Source organism: Streptomyces sp. NPDC041784 (assembly GCF_055591025.1).
This window is the reverse complement of sequence record NZ_JBVJAB010000030.1, coordinates 29211-48611: the sequence shown is the minus strand read 5'-3', so window position 1 is coordinate 48611 and position 19401 is coordinate 29211. Positions and strand designations below refer to the sequence as shown.

General features: G+C 73.5%; 10 protein-coding genes and 1 pseudogene. 4 read left to right on the top strand and 7 right to left on the bottom strand.

What is annotated here, in order from left to right:
- Positions 1 to 131 precede the first annotated feature (131 nt).
- Complete coding sequence (locus ACZ6D7_RS39040; RefSeq protein WP_469501280.1) at positions 132 to 797, bottom strand: hypothetical protein; 666 nt, start codon at positions 795 to 797, stop codon at positions 132 to 134.
- Between the two features lie 257 nt (positions 798 to 1054).
- On the opposite strand from ACZ6D7_RS39040, the gene ACZ6D7_RS39035 reads away from it, so the two are divergent.
- From ACZ6D7_RS39035 to ACZ6D7_RS39020, 4 genes are all read left to right on the top strand, one after another.
- Positions 1055 to 2917, top strand: a complete 1863-nt coding sequence (locus ACZ6D7_RS39035) for a gamma-glutamyltransferase family protein (RefSeq protein ID WP_469501278.1) — start codon at positions 1055 to 1057, stop codon at positions 2915 to 2917.
- A 94-nt stretch (positions 2918 to 3011) separates the two neighbouring features.
- Positions 3012 to 3854 carry an inositol monophosphatase family protein gene (locus tag ACZ6D7_RS39030; RefSeq protein WP_469501276.1) on the top strand — a complete coding sequence of 281 codons (843 nt, stop codon included), beginning with the start codon at positions 3012 to 3014 and terminating at the stop codon, positions 3852 to 3854.
- Positions 3855 to 4080: 226 nt separating this feature from the next.
- Positions 4081 to 5493, top strand: coding sequence for a phytoene desaturase family protein (locus tag ACZ6D7_RS39025; protein ID WP_469501354.1), 1413 nt, complete (start codon positions 4081 to 4083; stop codon positions 5491 to 5493).
- 373 nt (positions 5494 to 5866) lie between these two features.
- Positions 5867 to 6376: an O-acetyl-ADP-ribose deacetylase gene (locus ACZ6D7_RS39020; RefSeq protein ID WP_469501274.1), complete on the top strand. Its 510-nt coding sequence runs from the start codon at positions 5867 to 5869 to the stop codon at positions 6374 to 6376.
- A gap of 46 nt (positions 6377 to 6422) precedes the next feature.
- Here the strand turns inward: ACZ6D7_RS39020 and ACZ6D7_RS39015 are convergent, their stop codons facing one another.
- The 6 genes and pseudogenes from ACZ6D7_RS39015 to ACZ6D7_RS38990 all read right to left on the bottom strand — a co-directional run.
- Entirely contained in the window at positions 6423 to 8204 is a 1782-nt protein-coding gene (locus tag ACZ6D7_RS39015; protein WP_469501272.1) for an FAD-dependent monooxygenase, read from the bottom strand.
- Positions 8201 to 8977: a bifunctional 2-polyprenyl-6-hydroxyphenol methylase/3-demethylubiquinol 3-O-methyltransferase UbiG gene (gene ubiG, locus ACZ6D7_RS39010; protein ID WP_469501270.1), complete on the bottom strand. Its 777-nt coding sequence runs from the start codon at positions 8975 to 8977 to the stop codon at positions 8201 to 8203. The genes ACZ6D7_RS39015 and ubiG overlap by 4 nt, the downstream gene beginning before the upstream one ends.
- Before the next feature lie 32 nt (positions 8978 to 9009).
- The gene (asnB, locus tag ACZ6D7_RS39005; protein ID WP_469501268.1) at positions 9010 to 10851 is read right to left on the bottom strand and encodes an asparagine synthase (glutamine-hydrolyzing); all 1842 of its coding nucleotides are present in this window, start codon (positions 10849 to 10851) and stop codon (positions 9010 to 9012) included.
- A gap of 43 nt (positions 10852 to 10894) precedes the next feature.
- Positions 10895 to 11392 carry an SRPBCC family protein gene (locus tag ACZ6D7_RS39000; protein ID WP_469501265.1) on the bottom strand — a complete coding sequence of 166 codons (498 nt, stop codon included), beginning with the start codon at positions 11390 to 11392 and terminating at the stop codon, positions 10895 to 10897.
- 36 nt (positions 11393 to 11428) lie between these two features.
- Complete coding sequence (locus ACZ6D7_RS38995) at positions 11429 to 12118, bottom strand: class I SAM-dependent methyltransferase (RefSeq protein WP_469501263.1); 690 nt, start codon at positions 12116 to 12118, stop codon at positions 11429 to 11431.
- 8 nt (positions 12119 to 12126) lie between these two features.
- Positions 12127 to 19311 (bottom strand): annotated as a pseudogene (locus ACZ6D7_RS38990) (type I polyketide synthase); the annotation flags it as partial.
- Between the last annotated feature and the right edge of the window lie 90 nt (positions 19312 to 19401).

Genomic DNA, 19401 nt, shown 5'->3' with positions numbered 1-19401 from the left:
GGTGGTTCGTCTCCGGACTAGCCGAAACGACGAGCGAAGAGATGGCCCCCCCCCCCCCCCCCCCCTCCCCCGCCCCCCCCCCCCCCCCCCCCCCCCCCCCCCCCCCCCCTCGCCCATCCTCCAGGCCTGGTTCAGCCGCTCACCTTCTGGAGCGTGGCCACCACGTCCTTCGCCGCCTTGATCGCACCCTTGTTGATCACGTCCGTGGCGGGCGCCTTCTTCGACTCGAAGTCGCTGCCGTTGTAGGTGACGATCACCAGGGCGTTGGCGACGCGGGCCACGACGACACCCTCACGGGTCTGCTGCTTGTCCTCCGTGGTGAGGTTGACCACCGAGTACGCCTCGTCCCCGAGCCCCGGGACGGCACCTCCGCCGCTCTTCTCCTTCAGCCGCTCCTGGTACGACTTCTCGGCCGCCGCGTCCGACTCGGCGATCTCGAAGGAGATGTCGAGCCAGCGGTAGTCGTACTCCTTGAGCGCGTTCCAGGAGCAGGTGCGGCGCACGTCGGTGTCCGTCGACGGGATCTCCTTGCCGGCCTTCTTGGCGCCCGGCACCAGCGAGGTGACCGTCTTGGTGGCCACGCTGGTGCAGGGCGCGGGCGCGGCGGCGTACGTCTTGGGCGCGGTCGTCGAGGACGGCCCTGCGGTGCTCTCGGACTGGGTCTGCTGCGTGTTCTTGGCCGCCGTGTCCGGTGTGTCGGTGGCCGGAGGGGACGTCAGCGCCCAGCCCGCGCAGGCCAGCACGGCCACCGGGGACAGGCGCGCGGTGAGGGCGAGCGGCAGTGGGAGAGAACGCACGGCGCACTTTCGTGGGGGACGGTGCGGACGGAGTCCGCGATGCGGACAGGGACGCCAGTGTCACACGACTCCCTGTGGGGCGGAAGCGAAAACTCGCAGCGTGCACGGGTGGTGACGAAGGGGCGTTGCCCTTCTGAGACATCGTCGGTTCTTTGGTGAGCAACTCGGTTCTTTGGTGAGGAAAGGGGCGAAAGGTCCCTCCGGGGCCGCTGCGTACGATCACGAGATCCACTGTCGTGCAGTGAGGAGCCGCCTCCGTGTTCACCACCCGACCCACGCTCCAGGGCACCTTCGGCATGGTGTCCTCCACGCACTGGCTGGCCTCGCAGTCGGCGATGGCCGTGCTGGAGGACGGCGGCAACGCCTGCGACGCGGCCGTGGCCGGGGCGTTCGTGCTGCACGTCGTCGAGCCGCACCTCAACGGGCCCGCCGGGGAGGTGCCGATCCTGCTCGCCCCGGCGGGTGGTGAGGTGCGCGTGCTGTGCGGGCAGGGCGTGGCACCGGCCGGCGCGACCGTCGCCCACTACCGGGGGCTCGGCCTGGACCTCGTGCCCGGCACCGGACCGCTGGCCGCCGCCGTCCCCGGCGCCTTCGACGCCTGGATGCTGCTCCTGCGCGACCACGGCACCAAGGACCTCGCCGACGTCCTGAAGTACGCCGTCGGGTACGCCGAGCACGGGCACGCGCCCGTGGAGAACGTCGGCGCGACCGTCGAGAGGATACGGGAGCTGTTCGAGACCGAGTGGACCTCGTCGGCGGAGGTGTACCTGCCCGGCGGACGCGCGCCCCGCCCCGGTGAGCTGCTGCGCAACCCCGCCCTCGCCGCCACCTGGCAGCGGCTGCTCGCCGAGACCGCCGGCGCGGGAGACCGGGAGGCGCGGATCGAGGCCGCGCGCCATGTGTGGCGCGCCGGGTTCGTCGCCGAGGCGCTCCTGCGGCAGTCCGCCCGGCCCACCCTCGACACCAGCGGTGAGCGCCACACCGGCACGCTCACCGCCGCCGACCTCGCCGGCTGGTCCGCGTCCTACGAGGCACCGGCGACCTACGACTGGAACGGCTGGACCCTGTGCAAGGCGGGCCCCTGGAGCCAGGGCCCGGCCCTCCTCCAGCAGCTCGCCCTGCTCCCGCCCGAGCTGCCCGCGTACGGCTCCGACGCCTACGTCCATCTGCTGATCGAGGGCTGCAAGCTCGCCATGGCCGACCGGGAGGCGTGGTACGGCGACGCCGCCGAGGTGCCGCTGGCCGAGCTGCTCGCGGACGACTACAACGCCGGGCGGCGCCGCCTCGCCGGCGACAAGGCGTCGTACGAGCTGCGGCCCGGCCGTCCCGGCGGCCGCGTGCCGCGGCTGAGCGCGCACGCGCACCTGGTCCGTACGGAGGAACCCGGCTCCGGCCCGATGGGGGTGGGGGAGCCGACGGTGGCCGGCGGACCGGCCGGGGCACGCGCGCGTGGTGGGTCCTCGCCGGGGAAGCCGGGGGAGCCGGGGGAGCCGGGGGTCGGTGCGGACGGGGGCACACGGGGCGACACCTGTCATCTCGACGTCGTCGACCGCTGGGGCACCATGGTGGCCGCGACGCCCAGCGGCGGCTGGCTCCAGTCCAACCCGGTCGTGCCCGAGCTGGGCTTCCCGCTCGGCACCCGGCTCCAGATGACCTGGCTGGAGGAGGGGCTGCCCAACTCGCTGACGCCCGGCCGCCGTCCCCGCACCACCCTCAGCCCCTCCCTCGCCCTGCGCGACGGCGTGCCGGTGCTGGCGTTCGGCACGCCCGGCGGCGACCAGCAGGACCAGTGGCAGCTGCACTTCTTCCTCGCCGCCGCCCTGAGCGCGCGGGTGCGCGGCGGCCTCGACCTCCAGGGCGCGATCGACGCCCCGAACTGGCACACCGATTCCTTCCCCGGCTCCTTCTACCCGCGCGGGATGCGGCCCGGCAGCGTGACCGTCGAGTCCCGGATGCCGGCGGAGGTGGTGGAGGGGCTGCGGCGGCGCGGCCACGACGTGACCGTCGGCGACCCGTGGTCCGAGGGCCGGCTGTGCGCGGTCGCGCGGGATCCGGACACCGGGATCCTGTCGGCGGCCGCGAACCCGCGGGGTATGCAGGGGTACGCCGTCGGCCGCTGACCCCGCAGGTAGCGGAACCGGTTGTTCATCCCCTTTCCACCCGGAGTGCACCGGCGGGGCGGGGATTGTCAGTGGGGCGTGCTCTCATGGAGACATGATCGAAGACATGGAAACCATCGACGAGTTTCTCGCCCGGCACTCGGCCGACGTGGAGGAAGCGCTCCGCAAGGCCGCCGCCACCGAGATCATGCCCCGCTTCCGGCAGCTCGCCGCGCACGAGGTCGACCAGAAGAGCGGTCCCCACGACCTGGTGACGGACGCCGACCGCAACGCCGAGCTGTTCCTGACGGAGGCCCTCGGCGCCCTCCTGCCCGGCTCGGTCGTCGTCGGCGAGGAGGCGGTGCACGCCGACCCGGTCACCTACGAGGCGATACAGGGCGACGCGCCGGTGTGGATCGTCGATCCGGTGGACGGCACCCGGCAGTTCGTGCACGGCGAGGACGGCTTCTGCACGCTGGTCGCGCTGGCCCGCCGCGGCGTCCTGCTCGCGTCCTGGACGTACGCCCCGGCGCGCGACCAGCTGGCCACGGCCGTGCGGGGCGGCGGTGCCTTCCTCGACGGCGAGCGGCTGTTCGCCGGCCCGCCCGAGGCCGGCCGCGACCTGAGGGTGGCCACCTCCCACCCCGACTACACCACCGAAGAGCAGAAGCGGGCCCTGCTGGGGCTGTGGACGGACGGCGTCGCGCCGCGCGCCTGCGGATCGGCAGGCCTGGAGTATCTCGCCGTCGCCCGGGGCGAGTCGGACGCGACGGCCTTCTCCTGGGAGGCGGCCTGGGACCACGCGGCGGGCCTGCTGCTGGTCGAGGAGGCGGGCGGCGCCCATCTGACACTCACCGGCGAGCCGTTCCGCATCACCGGCGGCAACGCCCTGCCGTTCACGGCGGCGCGCGACGCGGCGACGGCCCGGCGGGTCATGGGGCTGCTGTCGGGGGCATGAACGGCGACGCGGTGACGGCCGGCGACGCGACGAGGCTGCCGACGCGGTGACGGTTGTCGACCTGGTGACGGTTGCCGACGTGGTGCGTCCCTCCGCAGGGCGCGCGGGTACCTGACGGTTTGCGGCCCCGTGCCTCGGGCGCTGTCGTACCCCCGGCATATCCTGATGCCGGAGGCCGCCGGTCTACGGGGGCCACCCGCTGACGAAGGGGTCGGAAGTGCCGTCGATGCTCGATGTGGTCGTGGTGGGAGCGGGGCCCAACGGGCTGACCGCCGCAGTGGAGCTGGCCCGGCGCGGCTTCTCCGTGGCGCTCTTCGAGGCGCGGGACACCGTGGGCGGCGGCGCCCGCACCGAGGAGCTGACCCTGCCGGGCTTCCGGCACGACCCGTGCGCCGCCGCGCACCCCCTCGGGATCAATTCGCCCGCGTTCCGCGCCCTGCCCCTCGAGCGGTACGGGCTGGAGTGGCTGCACGCCGAGCTGCCCATGGCGCACCCGTTCCTCGACGGCAGCGCGGCCGTGCTGTCACGGTCGGTGGCGGAGACGGCCGCGTCCTTCGGGCCGCGTGACGCGGGCGCCTACCGGCGGCTCGTCGAGCCGTTCCTGCCCAAGTGGGACACGCTGGTACGCGACTTCATGTCCCTGCCGCTCACCGCCCTGCCGCGCGACCCGGTCACCCTCGCCCGGTTCGGGCTGGCCGGTCTGCCGCCGTCCACCTGGCTCACCCGCCGCTTCCGCGACGAGCCCGCCAAGACGCTCTTCGCCGGGCTCGTCGGCCATGTCATGGCCCCGCTGGGCGGCCTCGGCACGGGCGCCGTCGGCCTGGTCTTCGCGCTCGCCGCGCACGCCCGGGGCTGGCCGGTGGCCCGCGGCGGCTCCCAGGCCGTCTCCGACGCCCTCGCCGCCTATCTGAAGGACCTCGGCGGCGCCGTCCACACCGACTACGAGGTCAAGCGCCTCGACGACCTGCCGCCGGCCCGCGCCTACGTCTTCGACACCTCGCCCACCGCCCTCGCCCGGATCGCCGGCCTGGGCCACTACTACGCGGGGTTCCGGTACGGGGCGGCCGCCTTCAAGGTCGACTACGCGCTGGACGGCCCGGTCCCGTGGACGGCCCCGGAGGCCCGCGTCGCCGGCACCGTGCAGATCGGCGCGGACAGTGCGGAGATCGGCGCCGCCCTGCGGGCCGCGTCCCGCGAGGGGAAGGCACCCGAGCGGCCCTTCATGATCACCGTGCAGCCCGGTGTCGCCGACCCCACCCGCGCCCCGGCGGGCAAGCAGGTCTTCTGGGCGTACGGACACGTGCCCAACGGCTGGACGGGCGACCTCACGGACGTCCTCGAACGCCAACTGGAGCGCTTCGCCCCCGGCTTCCGCGACCGTGTCCTGGCCCGCGCGATCGCCGGCCCCGCCGAACTCGCCGCCCGCAACGCCAACTACGTCGGCGGCGACATCGCCACCGGCGCGGCCTCGGGCCTCCAGCTCCTGCTGCGCCCCCGGCTGTCCCTGTTCCCGTACTCCACCCCTCACCCGGCCGTCTACCTCTGTTCCGCCGCCACCCCACCCGGCCCGGGCGTCCACGGCATGTCGGGCCACAACGCGGCGAAGGCGGTGTGGCGGAGACTTCGGCAGCGGGGGTAGGGGGTGGGGTGGGGGCTGCCTGAGCAACTGGTGGCGGGGGCAGGGGCCGTGTCGGTGGTGGGCGGGCCGGGGCTTGTTCTGCGCGGCGGGCTCTCTGATCGGCGGGTCGTCCCTCCGGCCCGAGCGGTGACCTTCCGGGTCGCCAGCCGCTGCGCCGCCTTCGCTGCGCTCGGCTGCCGGGGGCGGTAGCGGGCCGGGCGGGAGGTGGGCGTTCGGGGGAATGCGCCGTGGCTTATTCGGCGGTGGCCGTTGGCGCGTCCTCGTTCCGTGCGGTGGTTGCTCGCTCCGGGTGTGGTCGGGGAGGGCCCGTTGTTCGGGTGGTGGGCGGTATTTCGTGCGCGATCGATCGCGAGCGGTTGGTATACACACAGGCATGACCACGATCACGCTCGTCCAGGGTGACATCACCGATCAGTCCGTGGACGCCATCGTCAACGCGGCCAACTCCTCGCTGCTCGGCGGCGGTGGTGTCGACGGGGCCATTCACCGGCGGGGCGGGCCCGAGATCCTCGCGGACTGCCGGCGGCTGCGGGCCTCGCACTACGGCAAGGGCCTGCCCACCGGGCAGGCGGTCGCGACGACGGCCGGCAAGCTGGACGCGCGCTGGGTGATCCACACCGTCGGCCCGGTGTACAGCGCGACGGAGGACCGGTCCGCGCTGCTGGCCTCCTGCTACCGCGAGTCCCTGCGGGTCGCCGACGAACTGGGCGCCCGTACGGTCGCGTTCCCGGCCGTGTCGGCGGGCATCTACGGCTGGCCGCTCGACGACGCCGCCCGGATCGCGGTGGAGACGGTCCGGGCGATGCCGACGGACGTCGAGGAGGCCAGGTTCGTGCTCTTCGACGAGCGGGCCTACGCGGCGTTCGCCGCGCGGACCGGCTGACGGCGGGCACCAGGGCACCCGCCGCCGCCGCGCGCGGTGGCCCGTGTCAGCGGCCGTTCGGTGTGTGCAGCAGGGTCGCCAGGACCTTCGGCAGATCCGATGCCGCCGCGGACGACACCGCACGCCAGGCCACATGGCCGTCGGGGCGGACCAGGACGCCGCCGTCCGCGTCCACCTCCCGCAGCCGCTCCCACGTCCCGTACGGGTCGCGCGGGCCCCCGGCCGTGCCGACCGGCCGCACGGTGACCTCGACGCCGGTCAGCCGGGCCGCCTCCCGGGCCGCCTCGTGCCAGGCCTCGCCGCCCCGGCCGGTGAGCAGCACGAATCGGCCGCGGCCGACGAGGTCCAGGGTGGAGCAGCGGCGCCGCCCGTCCTCCAGCCAGGCGTGCGGCAGCCGCGCGCCGGGCCAGGTCGTGGCCTGGTAGTACAGCTCGGGGTCGCGGTCCTGGGCCGGTTCCGGTGTGCCGTCGTCCACCCGGGCGCCCGCCCGGTAGCGGTGGCCGATCTCCATGCCGTGCGCGTTGACCTGACCGTTGATCCGGTCGGTGGCCGCAGCCAGCGCCTCCCGCCGGGCCGCCGCCTCGGGCGTGTCGTCGTGCAGGCCGCGCAGCAGCGCCCACTGCTCCTCGGCGCTCTGCCCGTCCTCGTACCTCAGGGCCGCCGGGATGCCGAGGAAGTCGAGCATGCTGCGTACGGCACGGTCCACGGCGTGCCCGCCCACCGGGAGGCGCTCGGTCTCGTAGCTGGCGAGGAGTTCGGGACCGGCCTGGCCCGCGAGGACCAGCCGCAGCTTCCACGCCAGGTTGTGGGCGTCCGCGACCGCCGTGTTCAGGCCGAGCCCATTGGTGGGCGGCATCTGGTGCACGGCGTCGCCCACGCAGAACACCCGCCCGGCGGCGAAGCGTTCGGCGACCTGCGCGTTGACCTGCCACGGCGAGACGCTCTTGATCCTGATGTCGATCGAGGAGTCGCCGATGCTCTGGCGGATGTGGGCGATGATCTCCTCGTGGTCGTCGGCGGAGAAGCCCTCCGGGTCGTCGTCGTGGTCGAGGAACCGCAGGTACACCCACTCGTTCCAGGGGCGGATGCTCACGAACACCCGGCCGTCCCCGGCCGGGCGGCCCGGCACTCCGCCGATGTAGAGGATCGCCGGACGGTCGGCGCAGTACCGCGACAGATCGGCCTCGAACCACACCGACGCCACCCGCGCGATGCCCTCGTGCCCCTGCATCCCGATGCCGATCTGCTCCCGCACCCGGCTGCGTGCCCCGTCCGCGCCGATCACATAGTCCGCGCGGACCGTGTACTCCTGCCAGGAGTGCCGGTCGCGCAGGACGGCGGTGACGCCGTCCTCGTCCTGCTCCAGCCGCTGGAAGTCCTGCCCGCCGCGGAGTTCGCCCACCCGGGCGCACTCGATCTCGTCGACCAGGATCGGCTCCAGGAGATGCTGGGCGAGGTTGCACATCCGGCTCGGGCTGGCCGCCAGATAGTCCCCGATCCGCTCCGGGCCGTTGCCGTACGCGTCCAGGCGGCTGACCTCCGGGCCCGCGAACGTGGACATGAAGACGTGGTTCGAGAAGAGGTGGCTGGGGGTCGCCTCGGCCAGCACCCGGTCCTCGACGCCCAGGTCGCGGAAGATCTCGCCGGTGCGCTGGTTGAGGAGGTGGGCGCGGGGGGTGTGCGCGCTGCCGTCGTAGCGGTCCACCAGGAGGTGACGGACGCCGTAGCGGGACAGGGCGAGCGACGCGGTGAGCCCGGCCGGACCGGCCCCGACGACGAGGACGGGGACGCGGACGGCCGGCGCGGCGGTGCTCTCGGACGTGTTCATCGGGCGGCCTTCCTCGCGAAACCGGCGTAGATGACGGAGGTGTCCTTCGGGTGGACGCCGAGACCGAAGCGGCGGCCCAGCTCGCCGTAGGTGATCTCGCCCCGGGCGCGGCGGCGCATGTCCTTCAGCAGCTCCAGCTGCGGCCGGGTGGAGGCGAACCCGATCGTCTCCTGGTTGTCCAGGCCGTGCCGGCGGAACAACGCGTACAGCTCCGCGGGCTTGATGAAGCTGTTCCAGTCGTGCAGGTCCTTCGGGGCGAAGCGGACCGACTTCCACTCCTGCGCCATCTTGATCATGGCGAGTTTGGAGCGGAACGTGCGGTTGATCGTGTCGTACAGGTAGTAGCCGCCAGGCTTCAGCACCCGCACCGCCTCGCCGACCGCGCGGTCGGTGCTGGTGACGTGCTCCAGGGTGTCGCAGCAGTACACCAGGTCGAACGTGCCGTCGGGGAAGGGGAGTTCCTCGGCGACGCCCTGCCGGTAGTCGATCTCCAGGGCCTGTTCACGGGCGTGGGCGCGGGCCGCCTCCAGCGAGGGGCCGGACGGGTCCATGCCGGTGACCTGGGCGCCCGTACGGCTGAAGCGCTCGGCGAGCAGCCCGCCGCCGCAGCCCACGTCCAGCACCCGCAGGCCCTTCAGCTCCAGCCGCAGCCGTGTGGTCAGGACGTCGTGGAAGTACGTGAAACGGGCCGGGGTGAACGCCTCCAGCGTGGCGAAGGGCTGGTTGTCGTCCCACCAGGAGAGCTGGTCGTAGAGGTCGTTGTCGACTGCCATGCCGTGGATGCTCCTTGCGCAGGGGGTGGGGGTCAGGACAGCTTGAGGGTGGGGCGGTGCAGATCGAGCCAGACGGCGAGGTCGAGGACGCGCTCGAACGCCTCGCGCGCGTCGCGCTCCACGGTCTCCGGCCCGCCCTGGACGGCCTGGGTGAGCGCGGCCCGGTCGAAGAACTCCACCGCTTGGTGGCCGTCCGACAGCAGGTCGCCCACCTGGCGCTGCAACGCGCCGACATAGCGCAGCTCCTGCGTGTGCGGGTAGAGCGCCTTGACCCGCTCCACCACCGAGGTGGGCAGGACATCGCGCACGGCCGCCCGCAGCAGGCTCTTCTCCCGGCCGTCGAACGTCTTCATCGACCACGGGGTGTTGAACACGTACTCCACCAGCCGGTGGTCGCAGAACGGCACCCGGACCTCCAGGCCCACCGCCATGCTCATCCGGTCCTTCCGGTCCAGCAACAGGCCCAGCAGGCTGGTGAGATGGACGTAGCAGAACTCCCTCATCCGCCGCTCGTGCGCGTCCTCGCCCGGCACGGACGGGAGTCGGGCGACGGTGTCGGTCCAGCGCTGCGCCCAGTACCCGGGCACGTCCAGGGTGCCCAGCAGCAGCCCGGGGTCGATCAGCTTGGTGGGATGGGACTTGGGGCCGAGTCCGGAGGCCGTGACCCACGGGAACATGGCGGCCTCCTGCACGACCGGCAGGTGGAACCACGGGTAGCCGCCGAAGATCTCGTCGGAGGACTCGCCCGACAGGGCCACCGTCGCGTGTTCCCGGATCGCCTTGAACAGCAGGTAGAGGGAGTTGTCCGCCTCCCCGAAGCCGAACGGCAGATCACGCGCGGTGACGGTGGCGCGCCGCACCTCCGGGTCCGCGAGCGTCTGGTGGTCCAGGCGGATGTCGGTGTGCACCGTGCCCACGTGCGCGACGACCTCACGGGCGTACGGCGCGTCCTGCGAGCCGCGCAGCTCGTCGGCGCGGAAGGCGTCCGGCTGCTCGAAGTCGACGGTGAACGTCCGTGTCTCCTGGCCGCGTTCGGCCATCCCGCGCGCGGCCAGCGCCGTCAGCGCGCTGGAGTCGAGGCCGCCGGAGAGCAGCACGCACTGCGGCACGTCCGCGACGAGCTGCCGGCCGACGCTGTCCTCCAGCAGCTCCCGCACCCGGCGCACGGTCGTCTCCGTGTCGTCCCGGTGCTCGGCGAGCTCCAGCCGCCAGTAGACGCGCTCGCGCGGCCCCGCCCGGTCGACGATCAGCATGCTGCCCGGCCGGACCTCCCGCATCCCCGCCCACACGGCGCGGCCCGGCTCCTTGACGAACCCGAACAGCTCACGGAAGCCGTCCGTGTCCACGACCGGCTCCACCGCCGGGTGGGCGAGGATCGCCTTGGCCTCCGAGCCGAACAGGACGCCGTCCTCGGTCTCGTACACGTACAGCGGCTTGATGCCGAGCCGGTCGCGCAGCAGCACCAGCTTGTCCGTACGGCCGTCCCAGACGCCCAGCGCGTACATTCCGTCGAGCCGGTCGGCGAACTCCTCGCCCCACTCCAGGTAGGCGTGCAGCACCACCTCGGTGTCGCTCGTGGTGCGGAAGCGGTGGCCGCGCCGCGCCAGCTCGGCGCGGAGCTCGACGAAGTTGTACGCCTCACCGCTGTACGTCAGCACCACCGGGCCGTCCGGGGTGTCCACCGTCATGGGCTGGACCCCGCCTTCGAGGTCGATGACGGACAGCCGCCGGTGCCCCAGCGCCGCGGAGCGCGACAGCCAGGTGCCCCCGGCGTCCGGGCCCCGGCAGACCATGGTCGCGGTCATCGCGTCGAGCGCGGCCTGCTGGGTCTGGAGGTCCCGCTGGAAGGCGATCCAGCCGGCGATCCCACACATGTGTTGTCTTCCTTCGGTCGGGGGTGCTTGTCGCGTGCTCGGGTCAGCGCTGGGCGGCCATGTACACGGGCAGCCCGTCGATGTGGGAGCGGCCGGTCGGCGCGAACATCAGCCGGTCCAGCGGACCCTGGAGATACGACCAGGGGCGGTTCAGCTCCGCCGCCCAGCGCCAGCTGAACCGCGAGCCGCCGTCGGTCGGCTCCACCACGTAGTCCTCCACGAGGTGCCGGAAGATGTTCTTGGTGCCCTCGACGGCGGTGAACGTCTTGCGCCGGCCCTCCTCCCAGCGGAAGAACCGCTCGCGCAGCACGAAGTCGCCGCCCAGCTCGATCTCCCGGGTGGTGCCGACGCCGTAGGGAGGCGGCGAGGTCCAGGTGAGGCGCTTCATGCCCTTGGTCCAGCTCGACACCCCCTCGCCGGTGAGCGCGGCCCACGTCTCCTCGGCCGGGTACGGCAGTTCGACGGAACGGGCGTGGTAGAGCGAGGCGGTGGCGAAGAGGGAGTCGTCGGCTTCCTCGACCGGGTACCAGCGAATGCCCATGGGGGTCCTTTCGGAAAGGGGGTGTCCTGGCGGGGGCTACTTCGGCTTGCGGGCGCGGAAGAGACCGACGCTGCCGCGGGTCACCAGATCGAAGTCGTCGAAGTTCTGCTCCAGTTGGGCGCGCAGGTCCTCCAGGCTGTCCTGGTCGTTGTGGAAGACGCCCTTGGCGTTGAGGTTGCCCATCAGCCACCGGCCCGCCCGGGTGACCGGGACGCCGGAGGACAGCACCGTGCTGCCGAACACGGTCCCGCCCGGCTTCACGGCCGCCGCCGCGTGCTTGATCGCCACACCCTTGTCGCGCAGGCTCCCCGGGATGCAGTGCAGCAGGAAGCTCAGCGCGGCCGAGTCATGGCTCTCGTCCGGCACCGGCAGCGGCTCCAGCGCGTTGGCGACGACCTTCGTCGTCTCGAAGAAGCGCAGCCGCTGCGCGGTGAAGTCGAGGGTGGCCGGGTTCAGATCGGCCAGCGTGATCTTCGGGTTGGACACCGGGAAACGCGCACGGGACAGCAGGTAGCCGGTGCCGACGCCGATCTCCAGGTGCTTCGCGCCGACGCTCGTGCGGTACAGCTCCTCGAAGTTGCTCGGGTGGCAGCGCCAGAACCACGGTGCGCTGCCCCGGAACACGACGAGGTCGTAGAAGGCGAGGGCGCGCCGGTGGTAGGGGGCCTGGCCGTCCAGGACCGCCTGGTCGATCTCGTGCGGCTGAGCGCCGTTCTCGGGGGACATAGGGGTGCTCACCTTCCGTGAGGGGCGGGGATCGGGGACCGGGGAAGCGACGACAGGTGCTCACGGATCGCGTCGAGCGTCGTCGGGGCGTGGTCGGTGGTCGTGGTGAAGTGGTCGCCGGGGACGTCCACGACGACGGGTTCGGGGATGGATTCGGGGTTGGGTTCGGGGACGTGCCCGACGCCGGGGACGGGGACGGGGGCGGGGCGGGCCGGCCACCGGGCCTGCCAGCCGGTCGTGGGGAATCCGGGCAGCGGTTCGGTGGCGCGGACGAGGAGCGTCGGGCAGGCCGGGGCGTCCTCGGCCGCGTCCTCGGCCGGACGCCAGGCGGCGAACAGGCGGGCGTAGCCGCCCATCGCCGTCAGCACGGTGTCGTCCAGGCCCGTCTGCCGGGGGTCCCCGGCGGGGGAGAGGCCGAGGTGGGTCTGGATGTGCCGCAGGACGGGGTCGCCCGGCTCGTAGCTGTCGATCAGGACGACGGCCGCCGGGGCGTGCGCGCGCAGCCGGGCCGCCACCGCGTGGGCGATCCAGCCGCCCGCCGAATGGCCGAGCAGCGCGAACGGCCTTCCCGCCGCGAGGAGTTCGACGTCGTGCGCGTGCGCTCGGACCAGCGCCTCGACGTCCGCCGGCAGTGCCTCGCCGGGCGTGAACCCGGGCGCGGGGAGCACCCAGACGTCCCGCTCGCCGCGCGCCCCGGCGGCGAGCCGGGCGTACTGGTGGGCACCGGACCGGCTCGCGAACGACGGGAAGCAGATCAGGACGGGCCCGTCGTCCCCGCGTGCCAGCCGCACGGGCGCCGGGCGGCTTACGGCCTCGGGTGGTGTCGCCGCGCCGAACGTCTCCCGGAACCGGGACGCCTCCTCCAGGAAGGAGCCGAACTCGGCGAACCGCCCCTCCTGCCCGGCCCGGACGGCCAGTTCGGTGAGGAACCCGGACGGCGTGGCCGACGGCGGAGCGGGCGTCTCCGACTCCGCGGCCGCCGTGAGCAGCGACGACGACTCGACCAGCACGGCGTGGAGATGGACGGCCAGGGCGTCCAGCGTGGGGTGCTCGAACACGGCCGTCGAGGCGAGCGCCACGCCGGTGGCCGACTGGAGCGCGGCCCGCAGCTCGGCGGCCGTGAGCGAGTCGATGCCGAGTTCCGGAAGCCCGAGGGCGGTGTCGACCTCCGTGGTGTCGGCGTGCCCGAGGACCGCCGCGACCTGTTCGGCGAGGAGCCGGCGCAGGGCGTCCTCGCGGGCGGGCACGGGGAGGGGCGCGAGACGGGCGTGCAGGTCGGAGGGGGCGGAGGGGACCGGGGCGGAGAGGTCCGGGTCCTCCGTGGCGGTGGGGGCGGTCCTGGCGGTGGTGGGGGCCGTCGGCGAGTCCGGCCAGTAGCGGCGGCCCTGGAAGGCGTACGTCGGCAGGTCCGCGATGTTCTCCCGGGCGCCGCCGCGGGCGCCGAGCAGGGCCGACCAGTCCACCGGCACGCCCCGGACATGGAGGTGGGCGAGGGCGGTGACCGCGCTCTCCGGCTCCGGACGGCCGCGCCGCAGCAGCGGGACCGCCACCACCGGGGCGCCGGGGCGGTCCGCCGCCGTGTCCCGGACGAGCGCCGACAGCACACCGCCCGCACCCGGTTCGAGGACCGTCGTCACCCCGTCGTCCAGCAGCCCGCGCACCCCGTCGTGGAAGCGCACGGTCTCCCGGATGTGCCGCACCCAGTACGCGGGGGAGCGCACCTCGCCCGCGTCCGCCGGCGCGCCCGTGAGGTTGGAGAGCAGGGGCAGGCGGGGCGCGTGGAACGTCAGCCCGGCCGCTACCTCGCCGAACTCCGCCAGCACACCGTCCATCAGCGGCGAGTGGAACGCGCGCGAGACCCGGAGCCGCTTGGTGCGCCGGCCCCGCTCCGCGAACACCTTCACCATCTCGTCGACCGCGCCCGAGGCACCGGACACCACGACGGCACGGGGGCCGTTGACCGCGGCGATGCCCAGGAGCCCGGCGTCGGCCGTGAGCAGCTCGTTCACCTCGTCCTCGGTGGCTTCCAGGGCGGCCATCGCCCCGCCCTCCGGGGACGCCTGCATCAGCCGGCCGCGCGCGGCCACCAGCCGGCAGGCGTCCTCGGCCGACAGCACGCCCGCCACGTACGCGGCCGTCAGCTCGCCGATCGAGTGGCCGCCCACGACGTCGGGCACGACACCCCAGGACTCCAGCAGCCGGAAGGCCGCGGCGCCCACGGCGAACAGCGCCGCCTGCGTATGGACGGTCTCGTCGAGGAGCGCGGCCGTCTCCGTCCCCGCCTCCGCGAACAGCACCTCGCGCACGCCGGGCCGACGTCCGTCCAGCTCGCGGTCGAGCAGCGCGCACAGCTCGTCCAAGGCCTCCGCGAAGACCGGGTAGTGGTCGTACAACTCACGTCCCATGCCCGGGAGTTGACTGCCCTGCCCGGGGAAGAGGAAGGCGAGCCGGCCGGTCGCGGTCCGGCCGCGGACCAGGCCCGTCGTCGCCGAGTCCGTCGCGAGGGCCGCCAGCCCCGCCTCCAGGGCCACACGGTCCGGACCGAGGACGACGGCGCGGTGCGGCAGCGCCGAGCGGGTGAAGGCCAGGGACCGGGCGACGGCGGTGTCGTCCGTGGCGTCGAGCCGGGAGGGGTGGGTGCGCAGGTGGGTGCGCAGCCGTTCCGCCTGCGCGCGCAGGGCCGTCGCGGTGTGCGCGGACAGCAGCCACGGGACGACAGGCGTCGGTTCGAGGGTGGGTTCGGCGACCGTCTCCCGCGGCGCCTCTTCCAGGATGACGTGCGCGTTCGTCCCGCTGATGCCGAACGCGGACACCCCGGCGCGGCGGGGCCGGCCCCGCTCGGGCCATTCCACGCTGTCGGCGAGCGGCGCCACGGCACCGGCCGACCAGTCCACGTGCGGGGTGGGCTCGTCCAGGTGCAGGGTGCGGGGCAGCACCCCGTGCTCCATCGCCTGCACCATCTTGATCACACCGGCCACGCCCGCCGCCGCCGCGCTGTGCCCGATGTTCGACTTCACCGAGCCCAGCAGCAGGGGCTGTTCGGCGGACCGGCCCCGGCCGTAGGTGGCGAGCAGCGCCTGTGCCTCGATGGGATCCCCCAGCGGGGTGCCCGTGCCGTGCGCCTCCACCGCGTCCACCTCGGCCGGGTCCAGCCGGGCGTTGGCGAGGGCCTGGCGGATCACCCGCTGCTGGGAGGGGCCGTTGGGGGCGGACAGCCCGTTGCTCGCGCCGTCCTGGTTGGTCGCGCTGCCCCGGACCACCGCGAGGACCCGCCGCCCGTGCCGCCGGGCGTCCGACAGCCGTTCCAGCAGCACCAGACCGACGCCCTCGGCCCACGCCGTACCGTCGGCACCGGCCGAGAACGGCTTGCACCGGCCGTCCGGAGCCAGTCCGCGCTGCCGGCTGAACCCGACGAACGCCTGCGGCGTCGACAGCACGGTCACCCCGCCCGCGAGCGCCAGCTCGCTCTCGCCCGAGCGCAGCGACTGCGCCGCCAGGTGCAGGGCGACCAGCGAGGACGAGCACGCCGTGTCGACGGTGATCGCCGGACCCTCCAGACCGAAGGTGTAGGAGAGCCGGCCGGACAGCACGCTCGCCGCGTTGCCCGTCATCAGATAGCCCTCCACCTCCTCCGACTCCGTCCGCGAGGCGTCGAGGAGCAGCGGGTAGTCCTGTCCGCTCAGCCCCGCGAACACGCCCGTACGGCTGCCGCGCAGCTCCGCCGGGTCGATGCCCGCGCGCTCGAACAGCTCCCAGGAGGTTTCGAGGAGCAGCCGCTGCTGCGGGTCCATGGCCAGGGCTTCGCGCGGGTTGATGCCGAAGAAGGCCGCGTCGAAGCGGTCCGCGCCGGTGAGGAAGCCGCCCTCGCGGACGTACGTGTGTCCCGAGCGCTCTGGGTCCGGGTCGTAGAGCGCCTCGACGTCCCAGCCCCGGTCCGTCGGGAACGGGCCGATGGCGTCCGCGCCGTCCGCGACCAACCGCCACAGGTCCTCGGGGGAGGCGACCCCGCCCGGGTAGCGGCAGGCCATGGCGACGATGACGATCGGGTCGTCGTCGGTGGGTACGGCGGGCGGAACGGGTCCCGTGCCGTCACCCATGCGCATGCCGTCACGCATGCCATCACGCATGCCGTCGTCCGTGCCGTCGAGGAGGGCGAGCAGATGGCGGCCGAGGGCCTGGGGTGTGGGGTGGTCGAAGACGACGGAGGAGGGCAGCCGGGCGCCGGTGGCCCGCACGAGACGGTTGCGCAGCTCCACGGCCGTCAGCGAGACGAACCCCGACTCGTGAAAGGGACGCGCCGGATCCAGCGGCTCCTCCAGCCCGAGCACCGCCGTGGCGTGGTCCGTCACCAGATCCCGCATCACCTTCTCGCGCGCGGCCGCCGACAGCCCGGACAGGCGCCCGCGCAACTCCGCCACGGCCGGGTCGAGTTCGTCCGCCGCGCCGTCGTCCGCCGCGACGTGCGAGGAGACGACGGTGCCCGGGATCGTCTCCACCCAGTAGGGCTTGCGCTGGAAGGGGTAGGTGGGGAGGGCGACGTGGTGGCGGGGCGCGGTGGTGAACGGGGTCCAGTCGACGGTGGTGCCCTGGGTGTGGAGGTGGGCGGCGGAGGTGAGGAGGCGTTGCCAGCCGCCTTCGTCGCGGCGGAGGGTGCCGGTGACGGTGGCTTCGGTGGTTTCGTCGATGGCGGGGACGAGAACCGGGTGGGGGCTGCATTCGAGGTAGGCGGTGTGCCCGTCGGTGGTGAGGAGCTTGAGGGTGGGGTGGAGGAGGACGGTCTGGCGGAGGTTGGTGTACCAGTAGGCGGCGTCGAGTTGTGCGGTGTCGATCAGCGCGGCGGACACTGTGGAGTAGAAGGGGACGGTGCTGGTGCGGGGGGTGATGTCGGCGAGGAGTTCGGCGAGGTCGGTTTCTATGGCTTCGACGTGGGGGGTGTGGGAGGCGTAGTCGACGTCGATGCGGCGGGCGCGGATTTCCTCTGCCTCGCAGTGGGCCATGAGTTGGTCGAGTGCGGTGGCGTCTCCGGCGACGACGGTGAAGCGGGGGCCGTTGAGGGCGGCTATGAAGATGGCGTCGGGCCATCGTTTGAGCAGTTCGGTGGTGTCTTCGCTGGTGAGGGGGAGGGAGACCATGCCGCCGCGTCCGGCGATCTTGAGGATGGCGCGGCTGCGGAGGGCGGCGACTTTCGCGCCGTCTTCGAGGGAGAGGGCTCCGGCGACGACGGCGGCGGCGATCTCGCCCTGCGAGTGCCCCACCACAGCGGCCGGCTCGACGCCGAGGGACCGCCACACCGCGGCCAGCGACACCATCACCGCGAACAGTGCGGGCTGGACGACGTCGACCCGGGTCAACGGCTGGCCGTCACGCAGAACTTCGGTCAGCGACCATTCCACGTGCGGGGCGAGCGCGGTCTCGCATGCGGCGATCGACTCGGCGAACACCTGTGAGGTGTCGAGGAGTTCGACGGCCATCCCGGTCCATTGCGACCCCTGGCCGGGGAACACGAACACGGGCCGGCCCGCGTCCCCTTGCCCGGTGACGACACCCGCCGCCTCGGTCGCGTCCGCCAACGCATCCAGCCCGGCGAGCAGTTGGACCCGATCCCCGCCGAGCACCACCGCGCGCCGGTCGAGGGACGCGCGCTGGGTCAGCAGGGCGTGAGCTGTGTGTCGTACGTCGTCCGGGCTCTCCCGGAGGTGCGCGGCCAGCCGCTCCGCCTGGGCGCGTAGTGCTCCGGCCGAGCGGGCGGAGAACACGAGAGGCACGAGGGGGACGGGAGGGACGAGGGGGACAGGAGGGGCGAGAGGGGCGGGCGGGGCCGTGGTGTCCGAGGTCTCGTTGGGTGCGTCCTGCGGTGCCTGTTCCAGGATGACGTGGGCGTTCGTCCCGCTCACGCCGAAGGAGGAGACGGCGGCCCGGCGCGGGCGGCCGGTCTCGGGCCACTCGCGCCGCTCGGTGAGGAGGGAGACGGCGCCGGTCGTCCAGTCGACGTGCGGGGTCGGCTCGTCCACGTGGAGCGTGGCGGGCAGCACACCGTGCTCCAGGGCCTTGACCATCTTGATGACGCCGCCGACGCCGGCGGCGGCCTGGGTGTGGCCGATGTTGGATTTCAACGAGCCGAGCCACAGGGGTCGTTCGGCCGGGCGGTCCTGTCCGTAGGTCGCCAGGAGGGCCTGCGCCTCGATCGGGTCGCCCAGGGTCGTGCCCGTCCCGTGCGCCTCCACCACGTCGATGTCGGCGGTGTCCAGCCGGGCGTTGGCGAGGGCCTGGCGGATGACCCGTTGCTGGGAGGGGCCGTTGGGGGCGGTGAGGCCGTTGCTGGCGCCGTCCTGGTTGACGGCCGAGCCCCGGACGACCGCCAGGATCCGGTGGCCCTGCCGCCGGGCGTCCGACAGCCGTTCCAGGAGCAGGACGCCCACGCCCTCGCCCCAGCCGGTGCCGTCCGCCGACGCGGCGAAGGCCTTGCAGCGGCCGTCGGGCGAGAGCCCGCGCTGCCGGGCGAACTCCACGAACATCCCGGGCGCCGCCATCACGGCCGCCCCGCCCGCCAGGGCCATCGTGGACTCGCCGCGCCGCAGCGACTGCACGGCCAGGTGCAGGGCGACCAGCGAGGACGAGCAGGCCGTGTCGACGGTGATCGCCGGACCCTCGAGGCCGAAGGTGTACGACAGGCGGCCGGAGATCACGCTCGCCGCGCCGCCGGAGAGCAGGTAGCCCTCCAGGTTCTCGGTGGCGCGCTGCACGAGGCTCGCGTAGTCCTGCTGGCCGGTGCCCATGAAGACGCCCGTGCGGCTGCCGCGCAGCGCGGTCGGGTCGATGCCCGCGTGCTCGAAGGCCTCCCAGGTGGTTTCGAGGAGCAGCCGCTGCTGCGGGTCCATCGCCAGGGCCTCGCGCGGTCCGATGCCGAAGAACCCGGCGTCGAACCGGTCGGCGCCGTCGAGAAAACAGCCCTCGCGCCCGTACGTCTTGCCCGGCGCGTCCGGGTCCGGGTCGTACAGCTCGTCGATGTCCCAGCCCCGGTCGGCGGGGAACGGGCCGGCGGTGTCGCGGCCCTGGGCGACCAGCTCCCACAGCCGGTCCGCGGAGTCGGCGCCGCCCGGATAGCGGCAGGCCATGCCGACGATCGCGATCGGCTCGCCCTCCACGGACCGCAGTTCGTTCAGCCGCTGCCGGGTCTCCTGGAGATCGGCCGTGACCCGCTTGAGGAAGTAGCGGAGCTTGTCCTCGGTCCCGCTGGGCTCACTGCTCGCCACGGTGGTGCCACCCTCTCTGTCGCGCACGGG